This window comes from Pedobacter sp. 05T44 (genome assembly GCF_056395985.1).
This window is the reverse complement of sequence record NZ_JBFTKO010000002.1, coordinates 268598-288398: the sequence shown is the minus strand read 5'-3', so window position 1 is coordinate 288398 and position 19801 is coordinate 268598. Positions and strand designations below refer to the sequence as shown.

Below are 19801 nucleotides of genomic sequence, written 5' to 3'. Positions count from 1 at the left end.
TTTTTTACTTATAAGGTTTAAAAATCGTCACAACAGTTCCCTCCTTTACTGGTTTTTTAAAACGCAAGGCCAATCTGGTATAGGGCTTTCCGCCCTCAGAAAGTTCCTCACTTTTAATTTCAAACGCTTCTTTAGTTACTATGGTAATGAATAACTTATCTTTTTTGCCGGTAATTTCGATTTGATTGGCATTGATCCGCTTCCAGCTACCTCTGGTGATCAGGGCGGTTTCATAACTCTGATCCTCACTAAATGCAAAATGATCTGTTACGCTAAAAAATCCATTATGTTTGCGGTTATAAATAAATTCCCGTTCCAGTTTTTTGAGTTCCTCTACGGGGTAAGCGCTGGCAATATCCATAACCATTTTATCCTGCTCATTGGTAAAGCTGGTACTGAGGACATTGCCTTTTGCTGCAGCACCTGGTATTTGCTGCTGACCGGCAATGAGCGGCACCGGATGCCCATAGGAAGCAATGGTTTTATAAGAATACCTTTCTGGTCCAAATGTTTTTGATGTATATGGGATAATCCCCGGATCGCCCATTAAAACCTCATCTCCTACTACAATAGAGAAAGATCCAACATCGTTATGATTATGATGTTCATTGTTGTTGCCCCCTTTTATTGCCACCCCCATATCCATTTCTGACGCTGCAGCCGGGCGGACAGTGAGTACCCCCGCCTGATCGAAATAGGATCGCAGGTCAGATTCTGATTCTTTGATTGGAAGTTGCTTTGCTGATACCTTTTCCGGAAAAACAGAAAGGATACTAGTTGCCAGGTCCACAGGACGATCTGGAAAAACCACATTCTTAAACTCTGAAATATCAACACCCAGATTCCGGTTTACATAAAAGAGAATAAAGGGTGAGGGTTGGGTATATGGTCGGCAATCGCCAATTGATGGAAAAACACCATGGATAATTACAGTTTTGGGAAGGAATTCGGCCATCAGTTTTACTTTTGGATCAGCAAACAGATCGATTTTTCCACCAGTACTTTTATAAACTGTTTCACGTAAAAGAACAAAGTTTCCAAAACCATAATTATAATAGCCTAGTCCTTCTGTACAATATCCGTCGGGCAGAAAGCCCTGGATTCCATTTTTGTGATAGCGTTCCGCAATGGCAATAAATTTCGCCCTTTCAGTCTTATCGTTGATTATCGTCTCAGCAGCCCCAACTGTCCCGGAGAGGCATACTGCATTAAAGTTATTGGTGTTTGTTAAAAAGAAATTTTCATTGTTTCCTGTTGCAATTGAATTTAATACAGGATCAAATACCCGTTCCTGCACAGCCTTGATCGCTTCTTCTTTAACTTTTTGATCGATCTTATCATCTAACAGATATAGCGCCTGTGCAATGTGCTGTGCATAACTTACCGCCGATAATTCGACCAGGTATTTTTTACCTTCAAAATTTACCTTGTTATAATCGTGCGTGGGATTTACCCAGGATTTTTGACGGCACAGTTCGAGTAATGCATTTTCTGCGGCTCTTGTATATTTCCCCTTATCCGTAAGGCATTCTGCAAATACATACCAGGTTAGCCATAAGAGGCGTTTTTGTAGCATATTTTTACCTGGAACAGAAGTCCCTTTAGTCCAGTATGCCAAATAATCGTCGTCACTCCAGGCCGGAAATGACAGGTTCAGTGAGCTGTCGGCACTACTGATTACGCTGTTATACTTCCCGCTTTTAAACAACATGTCCCAGGCTTTCCTGTTTTTATAGCTATCCCCGAATCCGAAAGGCTTATCTGGTAACATGGCCACAATTTGATCAACTCTTCGCATATCCAGGGGCTGGACCTGTACAATAGGTTTTGAATTGTCATAAACGGTATTTTTAAGGCTTTGGGCGCTTACTATACTTCCTCCTATCGCGAACAAAAAGATAATTAGCCCTGTGGTCATTATTCTGTACACTAATCTCATAGCTTTAAAACTAATATCCCGGATTTTGTATCAGTAAGTTATTCAGTTGAATATCATGAATAGGAATTGGCATAAAAATGTTTCTGGCCGACACCTTAGTAGCGGCAGTAGTAATGTTCGTTGCAGTTCCTGCATTTGAGTTGGCATATGCCAGAAAGCTCTTCATATCCTCAACAAATTTGCCCCAGCGGATCAGGTCGTTTCTCCTTAATCCTTCAAAACACAATTCTCTTAATCTTTCTTCTTTTATCGCTTCTAAAAGCTCCGATTTACTTGAAATTTGCAATGCAGAAAGGTCAGCGTCATCAGGTTCAGTAATTATCGCTGTAGCGTTAGCACCGGTTCCTCCACCACCAATAAGGGTAACTGTTGGCGCGGAAGTATAATAAGGGCCTCCTACTGTTAATGTCCCTGGCGAAGTAATGGTAATTCCAGTAACTGAACCGTCTGAGATGGTTGCCTCGGCGGTAGCCCCACTGCCGCCGCCGCCGTTGATTGTTACTGTGGGAGCACTGGTATAGCCTGAGCCGCCATTGGTTACAGCAATGTGCTTAATCACATTTCCATATAATATGCCGTAAGCTCTTTTACGAACCAAATTCACATACTGATAAGCATTTGCAGGCCCGTTAACTTCGTTTTCTGCTTCGGCAAGCATAAGCAGTACATCAGAATAACGCAAAAATGCGAAATTCTGGGAGGTATAGTTTTTATCCTTGGGGTTCACAACTTCATACTCCCGGCGCCACTTTCCTGCATTCATAACCCAGGTACCTGTCACGTTGGTCTTTTTAGCTGTTGCACCTGTACCCCAAGTATAATTAGCACAGTTCCAATCCCTCCTCCAGTCGAAAGAAGCCTTATTGGGTTTATCATTGCTCAAAGGATTGACTTGATAGGAAGCATACAATTTTCGGGTCGCGTTTACCGAACCGGAACTGAAGCCCTTATTGGCATCATTGCAGGTAATTCCACAAAAGCGCCCGGTATAAGTGTTTCCCAAATTAACGCCTCCGGTATTGTTGCCCCAGAACTCCAATTCCCACATACTTTCTTTCACATCATATTGCTCCCTGGCATATTTAATAAAAACATCTCTATAATCGGGGTTAAGGGCGTGTTCAGGTGTGCTTCCTGTAGGGTTAACAACCTTATTGGCCCAGAACAGTGCATCTTTATATTTTTCTGTATCCTTTAACGGAAAGCCTGCCATATAAAGGTATACCCTGGCCAGCATCCCCTGAACTGCGGTTCGGGTAACCTTCCCCCCTGCCCCCAGAACCGTAGCCGTTTGCGTTTGCAATAAAGCCTCCGCATCAATCATATCCTTTGTAATCTGCGCATAAACATCTTTCATCGGTGTCCTTGCAACATTAACTTCTGTTACTGATTTAGTTGGAGTAAGGATCAATGGAACATCGCCATAATTGCTCACCAACATAAAATATTGAAAGCCGCGCAGAAACAATGCTTGCCCCTTGATCACATCTTTCGCGGTTTGGTCCATGGTTACATTGTCTACTTTCGAAAGCAATAAATTGGCCCGTTCAATACCTACATACAGGCCTTTCCAGAACAATTCATTTTTGGGATCTGCGGCATCATATTGATAGGACGTTGTAAGTTCCACTATTCTACCATAAGATTCGTCTGTATTGGTATTGAACATATATAAATAATTATTTCCATATACCTCCTGAGTGCCCAATGAATTGTATATACCATTGAGGGCACTTTGTAACTGCTCCGGGGTTTTGTAATAAGCGTCTGGGTTAATAAAATCCGTTGGGTTGGTATCCAGCACTTTCTGGCAGGAAGTAGCTGCTGCCACCAGCATGGTGAAGTAAAAATATTTTATCAGTTTCATACTTTTATAATAGATCAGTTAGAATGATAGGTTTAATCCGAATATGAGCGTGCTTGCCCGGGGATAAGCAGAAAAATCAAATCCGGGGGTAAGGGTGGAATTTCGGACGGACACTTCAGGATCTGGTCCGGAATAATTTGTCCATGTTGCAATATTTTGAGCAGAAGCGTAAATCCTTAAACTTTTAAGCTGAGCTTTTTGGAATATTCTTGATGGAAAATTATAGCCCAGTGATATCGTTTTTAACCGGAGGTAAGACCCATCTTCAACTACCCTGCTTGAGTAATAAAATGGTCCCTGCCCTCCGGTTCGAAACAAAGTATTACTAGGATTATCTGGCTGCCATCTATTGGCATAACTTGCGTACTGATTGAAAAACCTGGATTGCTTTCCGTTGCCATCAAATAGCATACGGTTAGCGTTGATGATGTCGTTTCCGTATGACCATTGAAGAAATACATTAAGATCAAATCCTTTATAAGAAAAATTATTTGATAAACCACCTGTATGCTTAGGAAGACCGCGTCCAATTACCGTAAAATCATTTGCATTAACATTTCCATCGCCATCAAGGTCTTTATATTTGATATCGCCTGGTTGCACCGTAGGATTTCCATTTCTGGGAATATTTTCTTTAAGCGTATAAACGCCTTGGGGGTTCTTATCAAAATCTTCATACTGATAAACACCATCCCAAATTGCACCATAAAATTGCCCTACTGGCTGTCCAAGAAGGGCTATGTAAGGAGAAAGCGCATTCCATTTTTGATCAAAACCTACCGGACTTTTTAAAGAAGTTTGGTTCTCAGAAAGTGCCAGTACTTTGTTTCTATTGAAACTGATGTTAAAACTTGAACTCCAGTTAAATTCCTTCCCATGAATATTAACCGTGCTCAGTGAGATTTCAAGACCTTGATTTTGCATTTTCCCTACGTTTTTATAGGCATCAGACAATCCGGTGGTATAAGGCAAAAGGGCCTGCAATAACAGATCATGGGTTGTTTTTCTGTAAATGTCAAGAGTTACATTTACACGTTGTTTAAAAAGGCTTAAATCATAACCAATATTCACTTGTTTTGTAGTTTCCCATTTTAAGTTGGCATTTCCAAAAGCACTTAAGATAGCTCCTTTAGAAGGCGAGCCATTGCCATAGGAATAACCCGCGGAATTGGGTTGTGTGATCTGGTCGAGATAGGAAAAGTCGGCAACCCTATTGTTGCCTGTCTCGCCGTAACTTAAACGTAGTTTAGCATCAGAAATAAATGTAAATTTCTTCATAAACTCCTCAGCACTCATCCGCCATGATAGTGCACCAGAAGGAAAATACCCCCAGCGCTTCCCCTGTGCGAATTTTGAAGATCCATCGGAACGGAAAGACGCAGTAAAGTAATATTTTGATTTATAATTATAATTTATGCGCCCGAGGTACGACAAAAGGCCCCATCTGGAACTTAATGAAGTACCGATCAGGGAAGGCGATTCATCTAAACCATCAAGGCCTAATGATTCATTAGGTACGTTGAGAGCAGCAAAGCCATTTACTCCCGTTTTATTTCCTTGCATGGTATACCCTGCCAATACAGTAAGATCATGCACCTTATTAAAAATCTTTTTATAGCTGAGTGTATTTTCATTTAGCCAAACGGTAGAAGGGTTATAATAAACTGATCCGTTCACACCACTCGAATTACGTGGATTACCCAGTCGGGTCTGGGAGTTATTAAAGGCCTCATCTCTCTGCATATTATTGGTGATGCCGCCTGTAACTCTTAGGGTAAGAGATGGAATAATTTTGTATTCCGCATAGCCGTTCGCGATTAATCCTGTGATCAACCGGCGCCGAAGTTCATTTTTAGCAGAAATCACCGGATTAACCCTGTAATCAGCAATTACATTATAGTCGAAGCCCGGATCAAATAGTTCATCATCAAGATTATTATCGTTACCACTTACAGGACGATAGCCCCATACTGCATAAAGCAGATTGGTACTGGCAGATTGGATTGGCGAGGCAGCATTAACTATACTTCCGTTAGATGCACTATAACTATAATTTAGGTTAACCCCAATTTTTAATTTTTGATTTACATTCTGATCAAGTGTAATTCGTCCCTGGTAACGTTTGAAATCGGAGTTTAAAACCACCCCATCCTGGCCAATGATGTTTCCTGAGATCGAATAACGTGTTTTATCAGCCCCACCCCTTATTGAGATATCATGACTTTGCATGGGGGCGTTCCGATAAATTTGATCCTGAAAATTAATTCCCGTTACATTTTTATAGTCGTCAAGTGTTTTCCCATCGGCTAGATAGGTTGTGTTCGTATTTGCCGGATCAAGCTCTAACTGGTATTTTACAAATTCATAGGGGCTCATTAAATCGATGGTTTTTGTATTTTTCTGAAAACCATAGTACCCATTGTAAGCAATCACCGGATCACCTATATTTCCTCTTTTGGTGGTAATAATGATTACTCCGTTTGCTCCTCTTGCCCCGTAGATGGCTGTGGCCGATGCATCTTTTAAAATATCGATAGCCGCAATATCTGCTGGATTTATGGAGTTATTGTTCGCATCTTCTAATGGAAAACCATCTACAACATATAATGGTGAGGTGTCTTGTGTGATTGAACCTGCTCCCCTTATCACAATATTATTTATTGACCCAGGCTGCCCATCGGCGCCTGAAACCTGAACACCAGCTACTCTTCCGGCCAGGGCCTCGTCAAATGATTTTACCGGTGCCTTCTCAAATTCATCCATTTTCACTTGCCCGACAGATCCGGTTAGGTCTTTTCGTGCGGTTGCACCATAGCCAATCACTACAATCTCATTCAATGCATTATCAAGACTTTTAAGAGCAAGGTTGATGATGTTCTTGCCGTTTAAAGGGATATCCCTTGATTGGTAACCAACGTACCTGAATGATAAAGTGGCATTTGCATTTGAAACTGTAATCACAAATTTGCCATCAGCATCGGTAGTGGCTCCGGTTTTAGTGTTTTTTTCAAATATGGTGACACCGAAGAGCGGTTCATTGTCAGACGAGGTTACTTTACCTGAAATGTTTTTGCTTTGCGCATTTCCAGCCGATGGTAAAGCCATTACCAATATCCAGGTAAAAATCACGCTGAAAGTAATGGTCCCACAAAGATTTAGTGGTTTGGTTAACATATTATATTTGGTTAGTGTAAAATCAATCCTATGTCTGATCCGGCAACAATTACAGACTCATATACAAACTTAATATAATTATATATTGTATACAATATATAATTATATTAATACAAATACTGCAATAAAACCACTAAAAAAAGATGATTATATTAATAATCAAATCGATATAGCACCATTTAGATAAAAAACCCTCAACGAAAATAAAGTCCCCCATTAATATCAATGGTTGCTCCCGTAATATAATTACCACCCTCACCTGCCAGGAAAGCGACTGCCAGGCCAATATCACGTGGCTGTCCAATACCCAAAGGTACATTCTCAGCAATTCTTACAATTCCTTCATTTCCATGTGTTTGGGTAAGTAAATCGGTTTCAATAATACCCGGGGCAATGCAATTTACTCTGATCCCTAATGGGGCACCAGTTCTGGCAAGTGTTTTTGTTAGTCCTAAAATTGCACTTTTACTGGCTGAATAATGTACATGGCCATATAGTGCCCCCTGTTGCCCAACCACTGAGCTAATATTAATGATCCTACCATCTTTCTGTTCTCTCATGATTTGCATAGCATACTTGGCGCACAGAAAACAACTCGTGAGATTGGTTCCTAAAACATGTTCCCAATCATCAAGACTGGTGTCAAAAATATCTTGGGCTTGAGATGTTCCTGCATTATTGACCAGGATATCTAGTTTGCCCGTGCTGTTTTTAGCAAATGAAAAGAGTGCTTCCACATCTTTTTCTCTACTTACATCCGCAGCTTTAAAGAATACCTTGCGGTTAAAAGCCCTTACCCCGTTCACTATTTCTTCAAGGTCTTCACTTTCAGCCAGGTCGTTAAGTATAATATCTGCTCCCTTTTCTGCCAGGGTTAGGGCTATACTTTTGCCAATCCCCCTTAAAGAACCTGTTATTAATGCAGTTTTTCCAGTTAATTCACTCATGATACTAATTAAATTTATTTTGCCTCTGCATCCACATGTATTTCTTTGGCCAGGGTAAATCTTAATGCAATAAAAATAAAAATGCTCCCCAGTAAATAAACAACGGAGAGCGCTGATAGACCACTTGACAATCCTAATGTAGGCTTTATCGTCCCTAAGATCCATGGTGCAAAAGCGCCTATTAAAAAAGCAAACATAATCATCGCGCCAGAAACAGATGCCCTTACTCCAGGTGCCGTGACCAAAAATAAAGATGCGTAAATATTGGAGTCATAAATGCCTCTGAAAAAACCAAAAAGACCCATACCTGTATACACCCAAATCAGCTCATTTGCTGATCCCAGCAGATAAATAAAAGGACTGCCCAACAATAATCCAAATGCTTGCAATTTTAATCTTGAACCAATATTGGTCTTCGCCAGGTAGTCAGAAAAGCGCCCGCCGGCCAGCACCCCCAAAAATGCAAAAACATGATGATAAAACATGGAGGAAAAGCCGGCGTTTGCTAGAGAGAGCTTGTATTTTTCATGTAAAAATGTTGGCGCCCAGGTTAGGTAGCCCACATTCACGAATATCATACAGGCAAATGCCATAGTCAGCAATACTGCTGTTTTCTTTTGAAATAATCCTTTTAAGCCGTCAAACACGGTCACCTTTTTCTTGATTACTAACGAATCAGTATCAGGTAAAATGTCTTTTTTAAACCTTACAACAAGTACAATGGAGAGTACAATTCCTATTCCTCCAAAAATGTAAAAAGCCACACTCCACCCAAACCTTTCTGCTATCAATGCGCCAATCAGTCCGCTCATGATAATCCCCGCATAAAGTGCAGTCTGATGTATGGCCATTGCAAACCCTGTTTTATCCTTATATGTATCACCTATAAGCGCGTTGGCCGCCGGAGCATAAAAAGATTCACTGCTTCCCACAATTCCTCTAAGTATTACCAGATGGATCAATCCTGCACTGAATCCGGTAAAAAAAGTGGCAACACTCCATAATAGCAGACTAAAAATGATCACTTTTTTCTTACTAAAAACATCACCAATATATCCGCTTAAAGGCACACATAATCCTATCGCCCAAATGAATACAGAAGCGATCATACCCAATTCAGCGTCTGTAAGCTGCAGACTTATTTTAATTTGCGGCAGGATCACATTAAATACCTGTCGGTCTGCCTGATTAAAGAAAAAGACCAGCCACAGCAGAATAATCAACTCCCAATTAAAGGATTTCAATTTTAAGTTACGTGGAGCGTTATATCTGATCATTTTTCATTTTAGAAAATTATTAAGCAAAATAGCCAATGGCATCTTGCGGTCTGATTTCAGTAAGCTTACCATTGTAATGCCTTAAGTCTCTTGGTTCATATGTATGCTCCTTGATTGCCTCTTCATTGATGTCTATTCCAAGACCTGGCAAATCGTTAATTTGCATCATTCCATTGGTAAATTCAATTTTTTCAGTACTTATTTTGTTTCGATAAGGTACATCACTGCTCATCGTTTCCAAAAAATGAAAGTTAGGTGTGGAAGCTGCAATATGCAAGGTTGCTGCATTTGCTACTGGTCCGCTAGGATTGTGAGGACAAAGCGGAATATAATAGCACTCAGCCATCGCAGCAATCTTTTTTAGTTCGGAGATACCCCCAGCATGGCTCACATCAGGTTGAATGAAATCTGCACAATCCTGATTTAGAAAACTTCGATAATCCCACCTGCTATATAGACGTTCCCCTGCTGCAATCGGAACTTTAGTTTTCTTTCTTAATTGTGCCAATCCTTCCATGTGGTCTGGTGGAATAGGCTCTTCGAACCAGGTAATGTCAAAATCTTCCAGGGCATGAGCTACCCTAATGGCTGTCGGCATGTTAAATCGTCCATGACCTTCAATTAAAATATCTATTTCTTTTCCAACAGCATTTGTAACAGCACCAATGCACTTCAAAGCGTAAGCAAATTCTTTTTTGGTCAGGTTCATGTAGGCCGAACCAAAAGGATCCCATTTAAGACCTTTAAAACCCTTTTTAACGGCTTCCTTAGCTTTTGCAGCAAATTCTTCGGGCGTTTTAGCCGGGGCAAACCATCCATTTGCATAACATGGAACAGCATCTCTTACTTTTCCGCCCAGTAACTGATAGACTGGCACCCCCAGATCTTTGCCTTTGATATCCCATAATGCCATATCAACGGCAGCCAGTGCGCTCATTAAAACTACCCCACCCCGCCAATAGGCATCGCGGTAGCAATCGTGCCAGATTGCTTCTATATGATGAGGGTCTTTACCTATTAAATATCTTTTAAGTTCATTTACCGCCTGCACAACAGTTAATTCCCTCATTTCCAGCGTTGCCTCACCTACTCCGTAAAGACCAGAATCTGTGATTACTTTCACAAACACCCAGTTCGTTCTGTAGGAATGGCAAATAAAGGTTTTAATTTCAGTGATCTTCATAATAATGTACTTATAATTTCTACCGGCAGCGTTTCATAATAATTCAAATTTAGTATATTGTATACAATATACAATATGAAAGTAAACATTTATAAATACCACAAAATAGCTGGCGTTTCATTAACAACATCCTAACTATCTTACCTCAGAAATGAATAAATCCTATTTTAATCTATCTCCTATCTGACGTAGAAGGTCGGCTTTGGCGTTAACGCAATGCCTGGCGGCTGCAGCTTCTACTTCTATGGGATTTCTGTTTTCCAAGGCGCTAATTATTGCACGATGTTCCTCTATAACCTCATTTGTCCGCTCTACACCAAAGCCATAAGTCAGGCGTAACGTATTGATCAACTGCCAGTGTTTTTCCAATATCTGCAAACCTTCAGCATTATTGGCCAATTCATAAATTGCAGAATGGAACCGTTTATTGAATTGTAAACAGCCGGTATGATCTTTCTTTGCTGCTGCTGTTTCATATCCTTTTTGCAGTTGATTGAGCTGCTTCAGATCCTTTTCCTTTAAGTTTTCTATACACTTAACCGTAAGATAAACTTCAATTAGCTGTCTGATCTCATAAATATTTTCTAAAAATTGTTGATCAACTTTTCTGACATGGGCTCCTTTATTTGGCTCAATGATCAGCAATCCTTCACCCTGCAATTGTTGCAATGCTTCTCTTATGGGCATCTGGCTTACTTTATACCGCTCAACCAACTCAGCGATCTTTAGCCTTTCTCCCGAAATAAAATAACCAGAAAGAATATCTTCTCTTAATTTTTCCCGTACCCTGGAATATGTCGGATCAGCTAACTGGTTTAATGAGTCGGATTGTATTTTATCTTTCAATGTTGCAAATTTTAAATGATGATCAAATATACAATATATATTATATACAATATACCAACTAACTGCGGCCATACTTGGCTAAAATATTTCTTCAGAAAAGTCTTCGGTAATGGTGCAGGAAACAATGAGGATTTTATATGGAATTCTTTTTTCTAACCTATTATCACAATTGTATTAACTATTTTTGACAATCCAAAGCATTTTTATATTCTGGATACATCTTCAATACTTCCTATGGATCAAATGACAATAAAAAATCCTTTTTCAATAGCAATTCACCTCACAATATCCCTGGTAATGGTCTTGTGCCTTTCCGTCTCTACTTTTGCACAGAAAAATAAGGCAATGGATAAAGGTCAGGACATTTCTATCCTTTCTGACTCTGCAACCTTGACAAAGGGCGATTATCTGATTCATTTAGAGAAGGTATTCGAAACGGTAAACAAAGTTCCCGTTACAGTTGGTTCTTTTAAGAAACTAAATCCCATAACGGCACATTTAACACAAGATGAGGCTGCTCTTGCCTTACTCAAAAATAGGCTTACACAAAGTGAAAGAATGTTGAATTTGCAAAACCTGCAAATGGATCAGACCTTACTTAAAGAACTTCAAACAAACAACAAAGATTGCCTGTCGGATCTGGATGAATACGAAAAAGAGTTAAGGGAATTAAAAACGGAAATTCTTAATCTACGCAAAGACACCGTGCTGATTAAACTTTTTACGCTGCCTTCTATGCGCATTATGTTTAAAGATCAATTTGCAGAGCTACAGAAAAAACGTGTGGTAATGGACAGTCTGCTAAAGACAACAACATCGTCAATTAATAACCTGCAGGCGCGAACATCGGCCAATCTGATAAACATTAAGGAGTTAATGTATCTTACCGATAACCAGCTTGATGCAGTAAGTATAAAAGCTTTCGGAAAAGAACGACGTTACCTTTGGGAATCAGCAAGTGGTAAGACCAGGGGTGTTGGATTCCGCAAGTTTATCAATGGGGAACAGGAAATATCAGGCTATTATTTTGTATACACCCGCAGCAGCCGTTTTTTACTGTTCCTTACCTGTGCTACTTTCTTCTTCTGGGTATTTTTCAATTTCAGAAGCATGAAACAACGCGACAGGTTGGAAGCAGTTGACGATTTCTCTTTACTCAGTCCGCAACCCTATCTAATTACCTTTATCATGCTCTTTACGCTGGCGCCGATTTTTGACCTCATGGCCCCGGCACTTTATATCGAATCGGTACAGATCTTACTTGCAGTTTTGCTGACAGCATTTTTTCGTAAAAAACTATCGTCAAAATTATTTTACCCTTGGTGCATATTTGTACTGCTTCTTCTTGCACCTGTTTTTCTGCGTCTTTTAGGCATGCCACCAAGATATCAACGCTGGCTCCTTCTTTTCCTTAGTCTCAGTTCTACCGTCTACGGCGTCATTATTTTGAAGAAGATAGATGAGCAGGCAAAAAAATATAGAATGATACTCCTTACGGGATTTATCTATACCATATTTGCAGTCATTGCTACTTTATGCAATATTTTTGGCCGCTTCACACTTACCCAAATTTTTTATTCGACAGGTGTAAACTCCTTGCTAAATGCCATATCCTTAACCATTCTTGCGAAAGTATTGGTGGAGGCTTTTCTGCTTCAAATGAAAAGTAGCAGAATCCGCAAAGGCTATCCTGAGTATTTCGATTGGCACCCTGTTATCGCAGGCCTTAAAAGGCTAACCGGTGTTGGTGCTACAATTATCTGGTTTGTGATATTTACCACCAATCTTAATATTTTTAACGGTCTTTATGAATCTTTAATGGAGATCCTTAATGAAAAAAGAACTATAGGAAACTTCTCTTTTACCTTTGGCGGTATTGTACTCTTTTTAGGCATCATTTGGATTGCCAACTTTTTACAGAAGTACATTGCCTACTTCTTTGGAGATACCGGCGACGATGGAATAGAAGACAATAAAGGAGAGCGCTCGAAATTGCTAATTACACGATTGGTATTACTCATTGGAGGATTCCTTATTGCTGTGGCAGCATCTGGATTGCCAATTGACAAAATCACCGTAATCCTTGGCGCCCTTGGTGTAGGTATCGGGCTGGGCTTACAGAATATCGTAAGCAATTTCGTATCGGGGATCATCCTTATTTTTGATAAAACTATCCGCATCGGAGATGTGGTAGAGCTAAGCAATAAAAAAGGAAGGGTTAAGGAAATCGGTGTCCGCGCCAGTACACTGCTTAGTGACGAAGGTGCAGAGATTATTATTCCCAACGGGGCCATTTTGTCGAACAATATCATCAATTGGACCCTTAGCAATAACCAAATGCGTATAGACATTTCTTTAACTATCGCTAAACCTTTCAATTCAACTGAAGTAGTACATCAGATCAGAGATATTATTACTAAAAATGATAACGTCTTTGTAAACAAGGAACCCGTAATTATGATCAGTCCTGTGAGTAAGGTAAACAGCAGCATAAAAATATATTTCTGGTGCAAGGATATTTCAAATGCAGATCTTACAAGAAATATAATCATTGCACAAATATTTGAGACCTTTGAAGAGAAAGAAATAGAAATTTTATAGTTCCTATCTGACCTATGGCGATATTGCCTGTTGAATGGATAAGACTTGCGACAGCCTTTGTATCTGATCCGAAGCCGGCACCAACCTTAGAGGGCTCCCCTTATAGAGTTCATATACCATTTCGCCACTTAGGCCGATCGAAACACGCTCGACCGAAAATACTTTCCCTGGCACACGGGCACCAAACCAGTGAGGATCTGCTTTTTGTTTCCAGGTAACATTGTACAGAATCGTGCCAGCCGGATAGCTATTCTCTTGCGTGTGCGTATGGCGTACGGCTAGCTCATTTCCATAAAGTGTAGACGTGGTACCGTTATCAGGACGAATGCTTGTTGTTAGAGCGGTTAGTAGTAAGGGATTTTCGGGTAGTCCCTGAACAGATCCAACTGAGGCTTCATCATTCAAACTGTCGCTACGTTCCGAACTGCAGCCTAATGCTAGCGCCAAACCGAATAAGATCATTCCTATAATTGATTTCCTTTTCATGATCGTTTAATTTTTAAAATTGAACAGGTCTATTGGCCTGGTAAATACATAATCATTATCTCGCTGAGGTTGATGACAGGAAACGCATTCGGTATCAAAATCCAAAGTCTTTCCGTAAGGCAGCAAATCGTCGCCTTTCCATCTTCCCCAGCCCCATCCTTTTGTTTTGGCATATTTACGGGCATCTTTTATCATGAACTCGACCTGTACAAATTTCCCGGCAGAAATACTTCCATCAGCATTTTGTTGCTGCTTCCAGGCAGTCTTCGCAAAAATACTCCCATCCGGCCATGGATCTGTTTTTTTTGACTGCAAGGCCTTTACGGCGGTTTCATTTGCAAAAATAATACGTAATGTTCCATTGTCGAAACGGTCCGTAGTACTTATTGCCTTCCAATTTCGGTAATCTGGAATATAAGCTATCCCGTTAGGAGATGGTTTAACTTCCCGCTCTGGCTTAACACCCACAGCCGTTATTTCTTTAGGGTTGTTTGGCGCAACTTTACCTTGTTTAGCTCCGTAAGAAATGGAAAGTAGGTAACGTTTTAATGTTTCAATCTCATTTTCATCCACCTTAGCCTGAGGATGAACGGCAGTATAGCTTGGCAGTGGCATCTCTCCGGACAAGATCTTATTGAGCGCATAGTAAAGCGCAGCACTTTGCTGCGCGGTAGCCAGCGAATCCCAATTCGAAAAATCGAGCGCTTTTCTACCGTTTCTGATATGCGAAGCGACCAGAAAATTCACAGGAGTAATCTTGTCATACCAGTGTAGCCGCGTTTCACTAGAATGGCAATCAAAGCAAGCAGTCTGCAAGATTCCGTTTACTTCTCTGGACACACCACCTAGCTGCTTGCCCACGCCATATGCCGAGCCTGTGGTTTCTTTTGGCCTTATAAATTGCAGGCATACTAAGGCAAGTGCGATACAAATAATAATTTTCCATTTACGTTTCATATACTACTTATATTAGATAATGATGAAACAAAACTACTCTCTACGAGCTGATTGAACCAATGTTTTCCTGTTAAAGGGAATTATTAGCCGGTAAAGCCGATTTTTTTTCTTTGAATAAGTCCATATTTTTAGGACATTCGGCTTACACAAATTTATAGTTCACACACCCCTTCTTGTACGTGAACTTTACTCAAGCATCCCAAATGAATAAGACCCGACTGCATATTTACGTTTTCATAACCGTTACTGCCACGGTATTGTTGATCAGTTTTTTCTCTTTCCGCTATCTTTACCAGGTTGCCAGTGAAAAACTTTGGACCAGCAAGATGGAATCTGGGAAACGTGAAAGCAGGGAGATTGGCAGATTACTGGAACAACAGCTGCTCATTGGAATTGAAAAGCCACAAGTGATACGGAACCTGCAGCAGAGTATCGAGAATACCGACGTGCAAAGCGAATTCATCTGTATGTATGATAAGAACTGCATCGAACTTTGCCATCCCAATCCGGCGCTTATAGGGCAAAAAATTGAACAAAACAACTCCCAACTTGATCTGGGTGAAGGAAAAAATTCTATTTCCTTTAGCGAGGTCATCAGTTCTCAGAAAAAGCTCGGTGGTATCAGAAACTTTCCCAAAAGCCAACACAGAAGCTCGGAAATCGTAAATGTGTACCCCGTAAAAGGCAGCGACTGGATTGTAGCTTCCCATGCAAATATCGAGGTAATGCACCAGGAACTTTCCGATCTATATAAGCAGTTTAGCATTGGTTTTCTGCTTAGTACCCTGATCATTATTACGTGTTGCCTATTGCTGATAAGAAGGATTTACAGCAAGCATGAACAGGCCTTGGAAGACGAAATCGCAGGCCTTAATGAAAAGATCAACAGCCTGAGTACACTCAACCTGCAACTCAATACCTTGCAGGAAAAACTGCAGGATCAGATACTGGTTCAGCACCCTGAACGAGAAAAGGAAAACGGTCGGAAAAGGATTATCACCTACCATAAAGATGAACTTATACACCTGGATGTGTCCGAGATCGCCTATTTCTTTTTAGACGGGAGTACCGTTCTTATATTTACTTTCGACAACAAGCAGTTCTCTACCAATATAAGCCTTGACGAACTGATGAAGCAGTTGGACAACGATATCTTCTACCGAGCAAACAGACAGTTCATCATCAACATGAGGTCAATCAAAACTATTTTCGTATACGGTAAAAATCAGTTGCGAATAGTTACCGATCCTAAGACCAGCGAACCGGTCATCATCAGCAAGAACAAAGTTGCAGAATTCAAAAAATGGTTAGATCGCTAGGCTTCTTTTCAGAAGTGTTTACATATCAACACTTCTGAAAATTTAGCTTTCTGTGTATCACCCTGTATGTTTAAATTACAACCCTTTTAATAAATTTGGGTATCGTTTTTTTATAATCAAATTTGATTTTTCCGGCAGCTTATTCAACGGAACGGGCTTATCCTGCGGACGGGTTTGTTTTTGATTAATATCGCCCATTAAGCTCCACTTTCTCGTCATTCCAATTGGCTCCCTTGCATTCAAATCGTAACGGGTAAAGTCAACTACCAACTTCGGGCTATTAAGTTTCCAGTCCCTAAGCAATGCCAGCCTGAAATCCTTGTTCATAAACCAACTAATCTCAAGATTGGCATCCGAACCACCAATTCCTGACCCTTTTTCTACAAAGCGATAGTTGAAATCGTTGCTTTTGTAATGGGATCTCCATAGTAAACCAAACTCTCCCTGGGTAATCACTTTTGTATCCGGCCAGCGTTTTTTTACACTGCTTAGCCAATCCTTCAACCGGGCAGCATCATAAGGAAGAGACAATTCCCAGCAATTAGTAACCCAACCAAACCCATTCAATTCAAAGCCCTTATCAAAATGGATAGCAGTAGCATGAAGCATTTCTTTCAGGCCGATCTCGTTTCCGTGCTTACCTAATGTTTCTATAGGTCCAACTCCCATACGGCTGTTAAAACCTTCTGCAAAACCTTGTCGTCTGGCGGCTAAAAAATCCACAGTCCACCCGTCCAGATTAACTACATCAATAAAATCGCTCTTACCTTGTGCAGGTTTGCAAAAATGCTCTTTTGAAGGATAAAAGGGATAAGAAACAGAACCATCGCCATCCTGGTTATCAATCGCAAACTGACTCCAGATGTTGCCCTGGCAAACATGTATATTTTCTTTTTCAGCTAGGTATTGTTGGTTTTTTGCAGAAAGGAAACCCGCTACTATACTAAGCGGGCGGTAGCTGTTGCCTACCATCCGGCTTACAAGTGCAAGTCCGTCATGCAGGTCCTTATTTACTTGCTCAGTAGTATTATAAGCATTTGCAAAATAAGCACCGGGGATAAACGTTATCTCGTCACCATATTCACGGTGATAGCCAACAACGAGTTTCCGGATTTCTTTATAATTCTCTGTGCTGTCATTCAGCGCCAGCCAGCTAAACGCCCAGGTCATCTTGGCTCCAGGAAAACCCTCTTCCACGGCTTTTCTGAAAGCAATAACTTTTTCAGGTGTATGTAAAGCCCGCTCATCCTCGCCAACACTCCGATCCCGTGATACTTCAATCTGGTTTACCCTTATTATAGTATTAAAAGTTAAAAATCGATGGCCCATAAGCCCTCCAGAAGCTGATTTCTTTGCTTGCTGTCCAAATGCCAAAGACATCAGGCAGATAACCAAGAAGTTTAATAAACTCACTTTTTTGAACATATAATTTATTTTTTAATTCATTTAATCATTATTGTATAAAAAGCCAGCCGACAACAGTCGGCCAGCTCGAGCGTAAAATCATCCTACCAGCCAGGGTTCTGTTCTAATTTGTGGCCATTAGCCTGATAAAAGGCGACCTCTTTAGTCGGAAGCGGCTGAAGATAATCCTTATTTGGATCGAATTTTCGGCTTTTTTCAGCAATCAGAAAACCATTTGCATCTACCTTACTCAGGTAGCTTGGATCGCTGTAAGGTGCTTTCCCAGCCCAGTCAGAACCAGTAATTTTAATTCCTTTAACATCCTGTGGCAATTCAGTCTCAGCAGTTTTCCATCTGCGCAAGTCATCGTACCTGAATCCTTCCAAAGTGAGTTCAACAGTTCTTTCCCTCCTGATCTCATTTCTCATATTAAGGTTATTGGTAGCCACAAAAGTGTTGGTCAAATGCGGCATACCCGCACGATCTCTGAGCTTATTAATCGAAAGATCAAGATCACCGTCGCTTATTGCTCCTGCTTTTTCAAAAACTGCTTCTGCATAAATAAGCAACACTTCTGCATAGCGGATAAGGTGGCGATCAAAGTCAAATATACTGGCATCTCCATTTTGTCCGGAATTATTGGCCACTGGGTCTTCCGACATATATTTATAGAGTATATATCCTGTATTGAAATTACGTTGCGGCTTATCAGGCCAGTTGGCAATCTTATTTACGGGAAAGAAAACCCTGTTGGTTAACGTTCCCGGAATGATCATCGTCATGGTCATCCTGGGATCCCTGTCCTGAAATTCAGAAACAAAAGTGCCGTAACCTTTGAAAACCGTTCCTGGAGCTGTGATGGGCAATCCATTCTTATCTAAATAAAGGTCAACCATCTTTCTGGTCGGGTTATAACCGTTCCCATCATACTGATATGGAATATCATGTCCCAGGATATTTCGGGCATATCTCCTGTCCAAAATCGATTCCCTGGAGTCGTCGCCATCTTCCAAAAATAAGTAACGATAGCTTTGCGCGCCCTTGCCTGTGTACAAACCATATGTACCACTGTTCATGATCTCCCTTGAAGCAGCAATCGCAGCATCAATATATTTTGTAGCATTGCCATCAGCCCTGAATTTCCCCCATGTCCCCTCAAATAATGCCACACGTGCAGTTAAAGCAAGCGTCGCACCTTGGGTAATCCTACCAACATCCACAGAAGCGAGAGCCGATTGCATAGGTAGATCAGCTTTGGCCTCCTGTAAATCTTTAAGAATGAAATCAACAGTTTCCGTTCTGCTTGACCTGGGAGTAAATAAAGCCGGATCATCAGTTGCCAAGACTTTTGTAATTAATGGCACTCCACCATATAGCCTCAGTAACTTCCAGTAGTACCATGCCCTGAAGAATTTGGCTTCTGCCACATATCTTTTTATTTCAGCATCTGTACTTGCCGATCCTTTTTCAATGATGTTGTTCGATGACCGAATATAGCCATAGCTGTCTGTCCAGAGTACCACTGACTCTGCAGGCTGCAGGTTTCCGTTACTTACCGAATTTGGAAAATTAAATGCTATATCTGATTCAGTATCCTCAAAGCCAAAACGGTCAAGTCCGTTATATAGATTATTTGCAGCCAGCTTAAAATCTGCACCCGTTTTCCAGAATGTAGCATCAGTGATACTGTCCTCCGAAACCAGGTTAAGGTCTTTTTTGCATCCGTTTAAAAGCGCAGCAAGGATAAACACACCTGCAATTAATAATTTCCTATGATTAATATATTTAAGTTTCATAAAGC

The 19801-nt window shown here is 40.6% G+C and carries 13 protein-coding genes; 2 read left to right on the top strand and 11 right to left on the bottom strand.

Going from position 1 to position 19801, the window contains the following annotated elements; genetic code table 11:
* Positions 1-4: 4 nt before the first annotated feature.
* The 7 genes from AC1DDK_RS05865 to AC1DDK_RS05835 form a co-directional block, all read right to left on the bottom strand.
* Positions 5-1939, bottom strand: coding sequence for a hypothetical protein (locus AC1DDK_RS05865; RefSeq protein ID WP_337716791.1), 1935 nt, complete (start codon positions 1937-1939; stop codon positions 5-7).
* 10 nt (positions 1940-1949) lie between these two features.
* Positions 1950-3806: a RagB/SusD family nutrient uptake outer membrane protein gene (locus AC1DDK_RS05860; RefSeq protein ID WP_337716789.1), complete on the bottom strand. Its 1857-nt coding sequence runs from the start codon at positions 3804-3806 to the stop codon at positions 1950-1952.
* 18 nt (positions 3807-3824) lie between these two features.
* Complete coding sequence (locus AC1DDK_RS05855; RefSeq protein ID WP_337716787.1) at positions 3825-6980, bottom strand: SusC/RagA family TonB-linked outer membrane protein; 3156 nt, start codon at positions 6978-6980, stop codon at positions 3825-3827.
* Positions 6981-7174: 194 nt separating this feature from the next.
* A complete protein-coding gene (locus tag AC1DDK_RS05850) occupies positions 7175-7927 on the bottom strand; it encodes an SDR family NAD(P)-dependent oxidoreductase (protein ID WP_172660072.1) in 753 nt (250 codons plus the stop codon).
* A gap of 14 nt (positions 7928-7941) precedes the next feature.
* Entirely contained in the window at positions 7942-9204 is a 1263-nt protein-coding gene (locus tag AC1DDK_RS05845) for an MFS transporter (protein ID WP_172660071.1), read from the bottom strand.
* 19 nt (positions 9205-9223) lie between these two features.
* Positions 9224-10387, bottom strand: a complete 1164-nt coding sequence (gene dgoD, locus AC1DDK_RS05840; protein ID WP_172660070.1) for a galactonate dehydratase — start codon at positions 10385-10387, stop codon at positions 9224-9226.
* 162 nt (positions 10388-10549) lie between these two features.
* On the bottom strand, positions 10550-11233 hold the full coding sequence (locus tag AC1DDK_RS05835) for a GntR family transcriptional regulator (protein ID WP_337716785.1): 684 nt from the start codon (positions 11231-11233) through the stop codon (positions 10550-10552).
* A 243-nt stretch (positions 11234-11476) separates the two neighbouring features.
* Between AC1DDK_RS05835 and AC1DDK_RS05830 the strand changes: the two genes are divergently transcribed.
* A complete protein-coding gene (locus AC1DDK_RS05830; RefSeq protein WP_337716784.1) occupies positions 11477-13834 on the top strand; it encodes a mechanosensitive ion channel family protein in 2358 nt (785 codons plus the stop codon).
* A 12-nt stretch (positions 13835-13846) separates the two neighbouring features.
* Here AC1DDK_RS05830 and AC1DDK_RS05825 read toward each other — a convergent pair whose 3' ends face one another.
* Both AC1DDK_RS05825 and AC1DDK_RS05820 read right to left on the bottom strand, forming a co-directional pair.
* Positions 13847-14320 (bottom strand): hypothetical protein, encoded by a 474-nt coding sequence (locus tag AC1DDK_RS05825; RefSeq protein WP_172660068.1) that lies wholly within the window; start codon positions 14318-14320, stop codon positions 13847-13849.
* Between the two features lie 6 nt (positions 14321-14326).
* On the bottom strand, positions 14327-15277 hold the full coding sequence (locus AC1DDK_RS05820; protein ID WP_172660067.1) for a cytochrome P460 family protein: 951 nt from the start codon (positions 15275-15277) through the stop codon (positions 14327-14329).
* Positions 15278-15480: 203 nt separating this feature from the next.
* Between AC1DDK_RS05820 and AC1DDK_RS05815 the strand changes: the two genes are divergently transcribed.
* Positions 15481-16596, top strand: a complete 1116-nt coding sequence (locus tag AC1DDK_RS05815; protein ID WP_337716782.1) for a LytR/AlgR family response regulator transcription factor — start codon at positions 15481-15483, stop codon at positions 16594-16596.
* 75 nt (positions 16597-16671) lie between these two features.
* Here the strand turns inward: AC1DDK_RS05815 and AC1DDK_RS05810 are convergent, their stop codons facing one another.
* Together AC1DDK_RS05810 and AC1DDK_RS05805 are read right to left on the bottom strand one after the other, a co-directional pair.
* Positions 16672-18021 carry a DUF3863 domain-containing protein gene (locus AC1DDK_RS05810; RefSeq protein WP_172660065.1) on the bottom strand — a complete coding sequence of 450 codons (1350 nt, stop codon included), beginning with the start codon at positions 18019-18021 and terminating at the stop codon, positions 16672-16674.
* Positions 18022-18104: 83 nt separating this feature from the next.
* Positions 18105-19796 carry a RagB/SusD family nutrient uptake outer membrane protein gene (locus AC1DDK_RS05805; protein WP_172660064.1) on the bottom strand — a complete coding sequence of 564 codons (1692 nt, stop codon included), beginning with the start codon at positions 19794-19796 and terminating at the stop codon, positions 18105-18107.
* Positions 19797-19801: the final 5 nt, after the last annotated feature.

Excerpts from the sequence above, each read along its gene's own strand:
- AC1DDK_RS05865 (WP_337716791.1), bottom strand. The coding sequence starts at position 1,939 with ATGAGATTAGTGTACAGAATAATGACCACAGGGCTAATTATCTTTTTG.
- AC1DDK_RS05860 (WP_337716789.1), bottom strand. The coding sequence starts at position 3,806 with ATGAAACTGATAAAATATTTTTACTTCACCATGCTGGTGGCAGCAGCT.
- AC1DDK_RS05855 (WP_337716787.1), bottom strand. The coding sequence starts at position 6,980 with ATGTTAACCAAACCACTAAATCTTTGTGGGACCATTACTTTCAGCGTG.
- AC1DDK_RS05850 (WP_172660072.1), bottom strand. The coding sequence starts at position 7,927 with ATGAGTGAATTAACTGGAAAAACTGCATTAATAACAGGTTCTTTAAGG.
- AC1DDK_RS05845 (WP_172660071.1), bottom strand. The coding sequence starts at position 9,204 with ATGATCAGATATAACGCTCCACGTAACTTAAAATTGAAATCCTTTAAT.
- dgoD (WP_172660070.1), bottom strand. The coding sequence starts at position 10,387 with ATGAAGATCACTGAAATTAAAACCTTTATTTGCCATTCCTACAGAACG.
- AC1DDK_RS05830 (WP_337716784.1), top strand. The coding sequence starts at position 11,477 with ATGACAATAAAAAATCCTTTTTCAATAGCAATTCACCTCACAATATCC.
- AC1DDK_RS05825 (WP_172660068.1), bottom strand. The coding sequence starts at position 14,320 with ATGAAAAGGAAATCAATTATAGGAATGATCTTATTCGGTTTGGCGCTA.
- AC1DDK_RS05820 (WP_172660067.1), bottom strand. The coding sequence starts at position 15,277 with ATGAAACGTAAATGGAAAATTATTATTTGTATCGCACTTGCCTTAGTA.
- AC1DDK_RS05815 (WP_337716782.1), top strand. The coding sequence starts at position 15,481 with ATGAATAAGACCCGACTGCATATTTACGTTTTCATAACCGTTACTGCC.
- AC1DDK_RS05810 (WP_172660065.1), bottom strand. The coding sequence starts at position 18,021 with ATGTTCAAAAAAGTGAGTTTATTAAACTTCTTGGTTATCTGCCTGATG.
- AC1DDK_RS05805 (WP_172660064.1), bottom strand. The coding sequence starts at position 19,796 with ATGAAACTTAAATATATTAATCATAGGAAATTATTAATTGCAGGTGTG.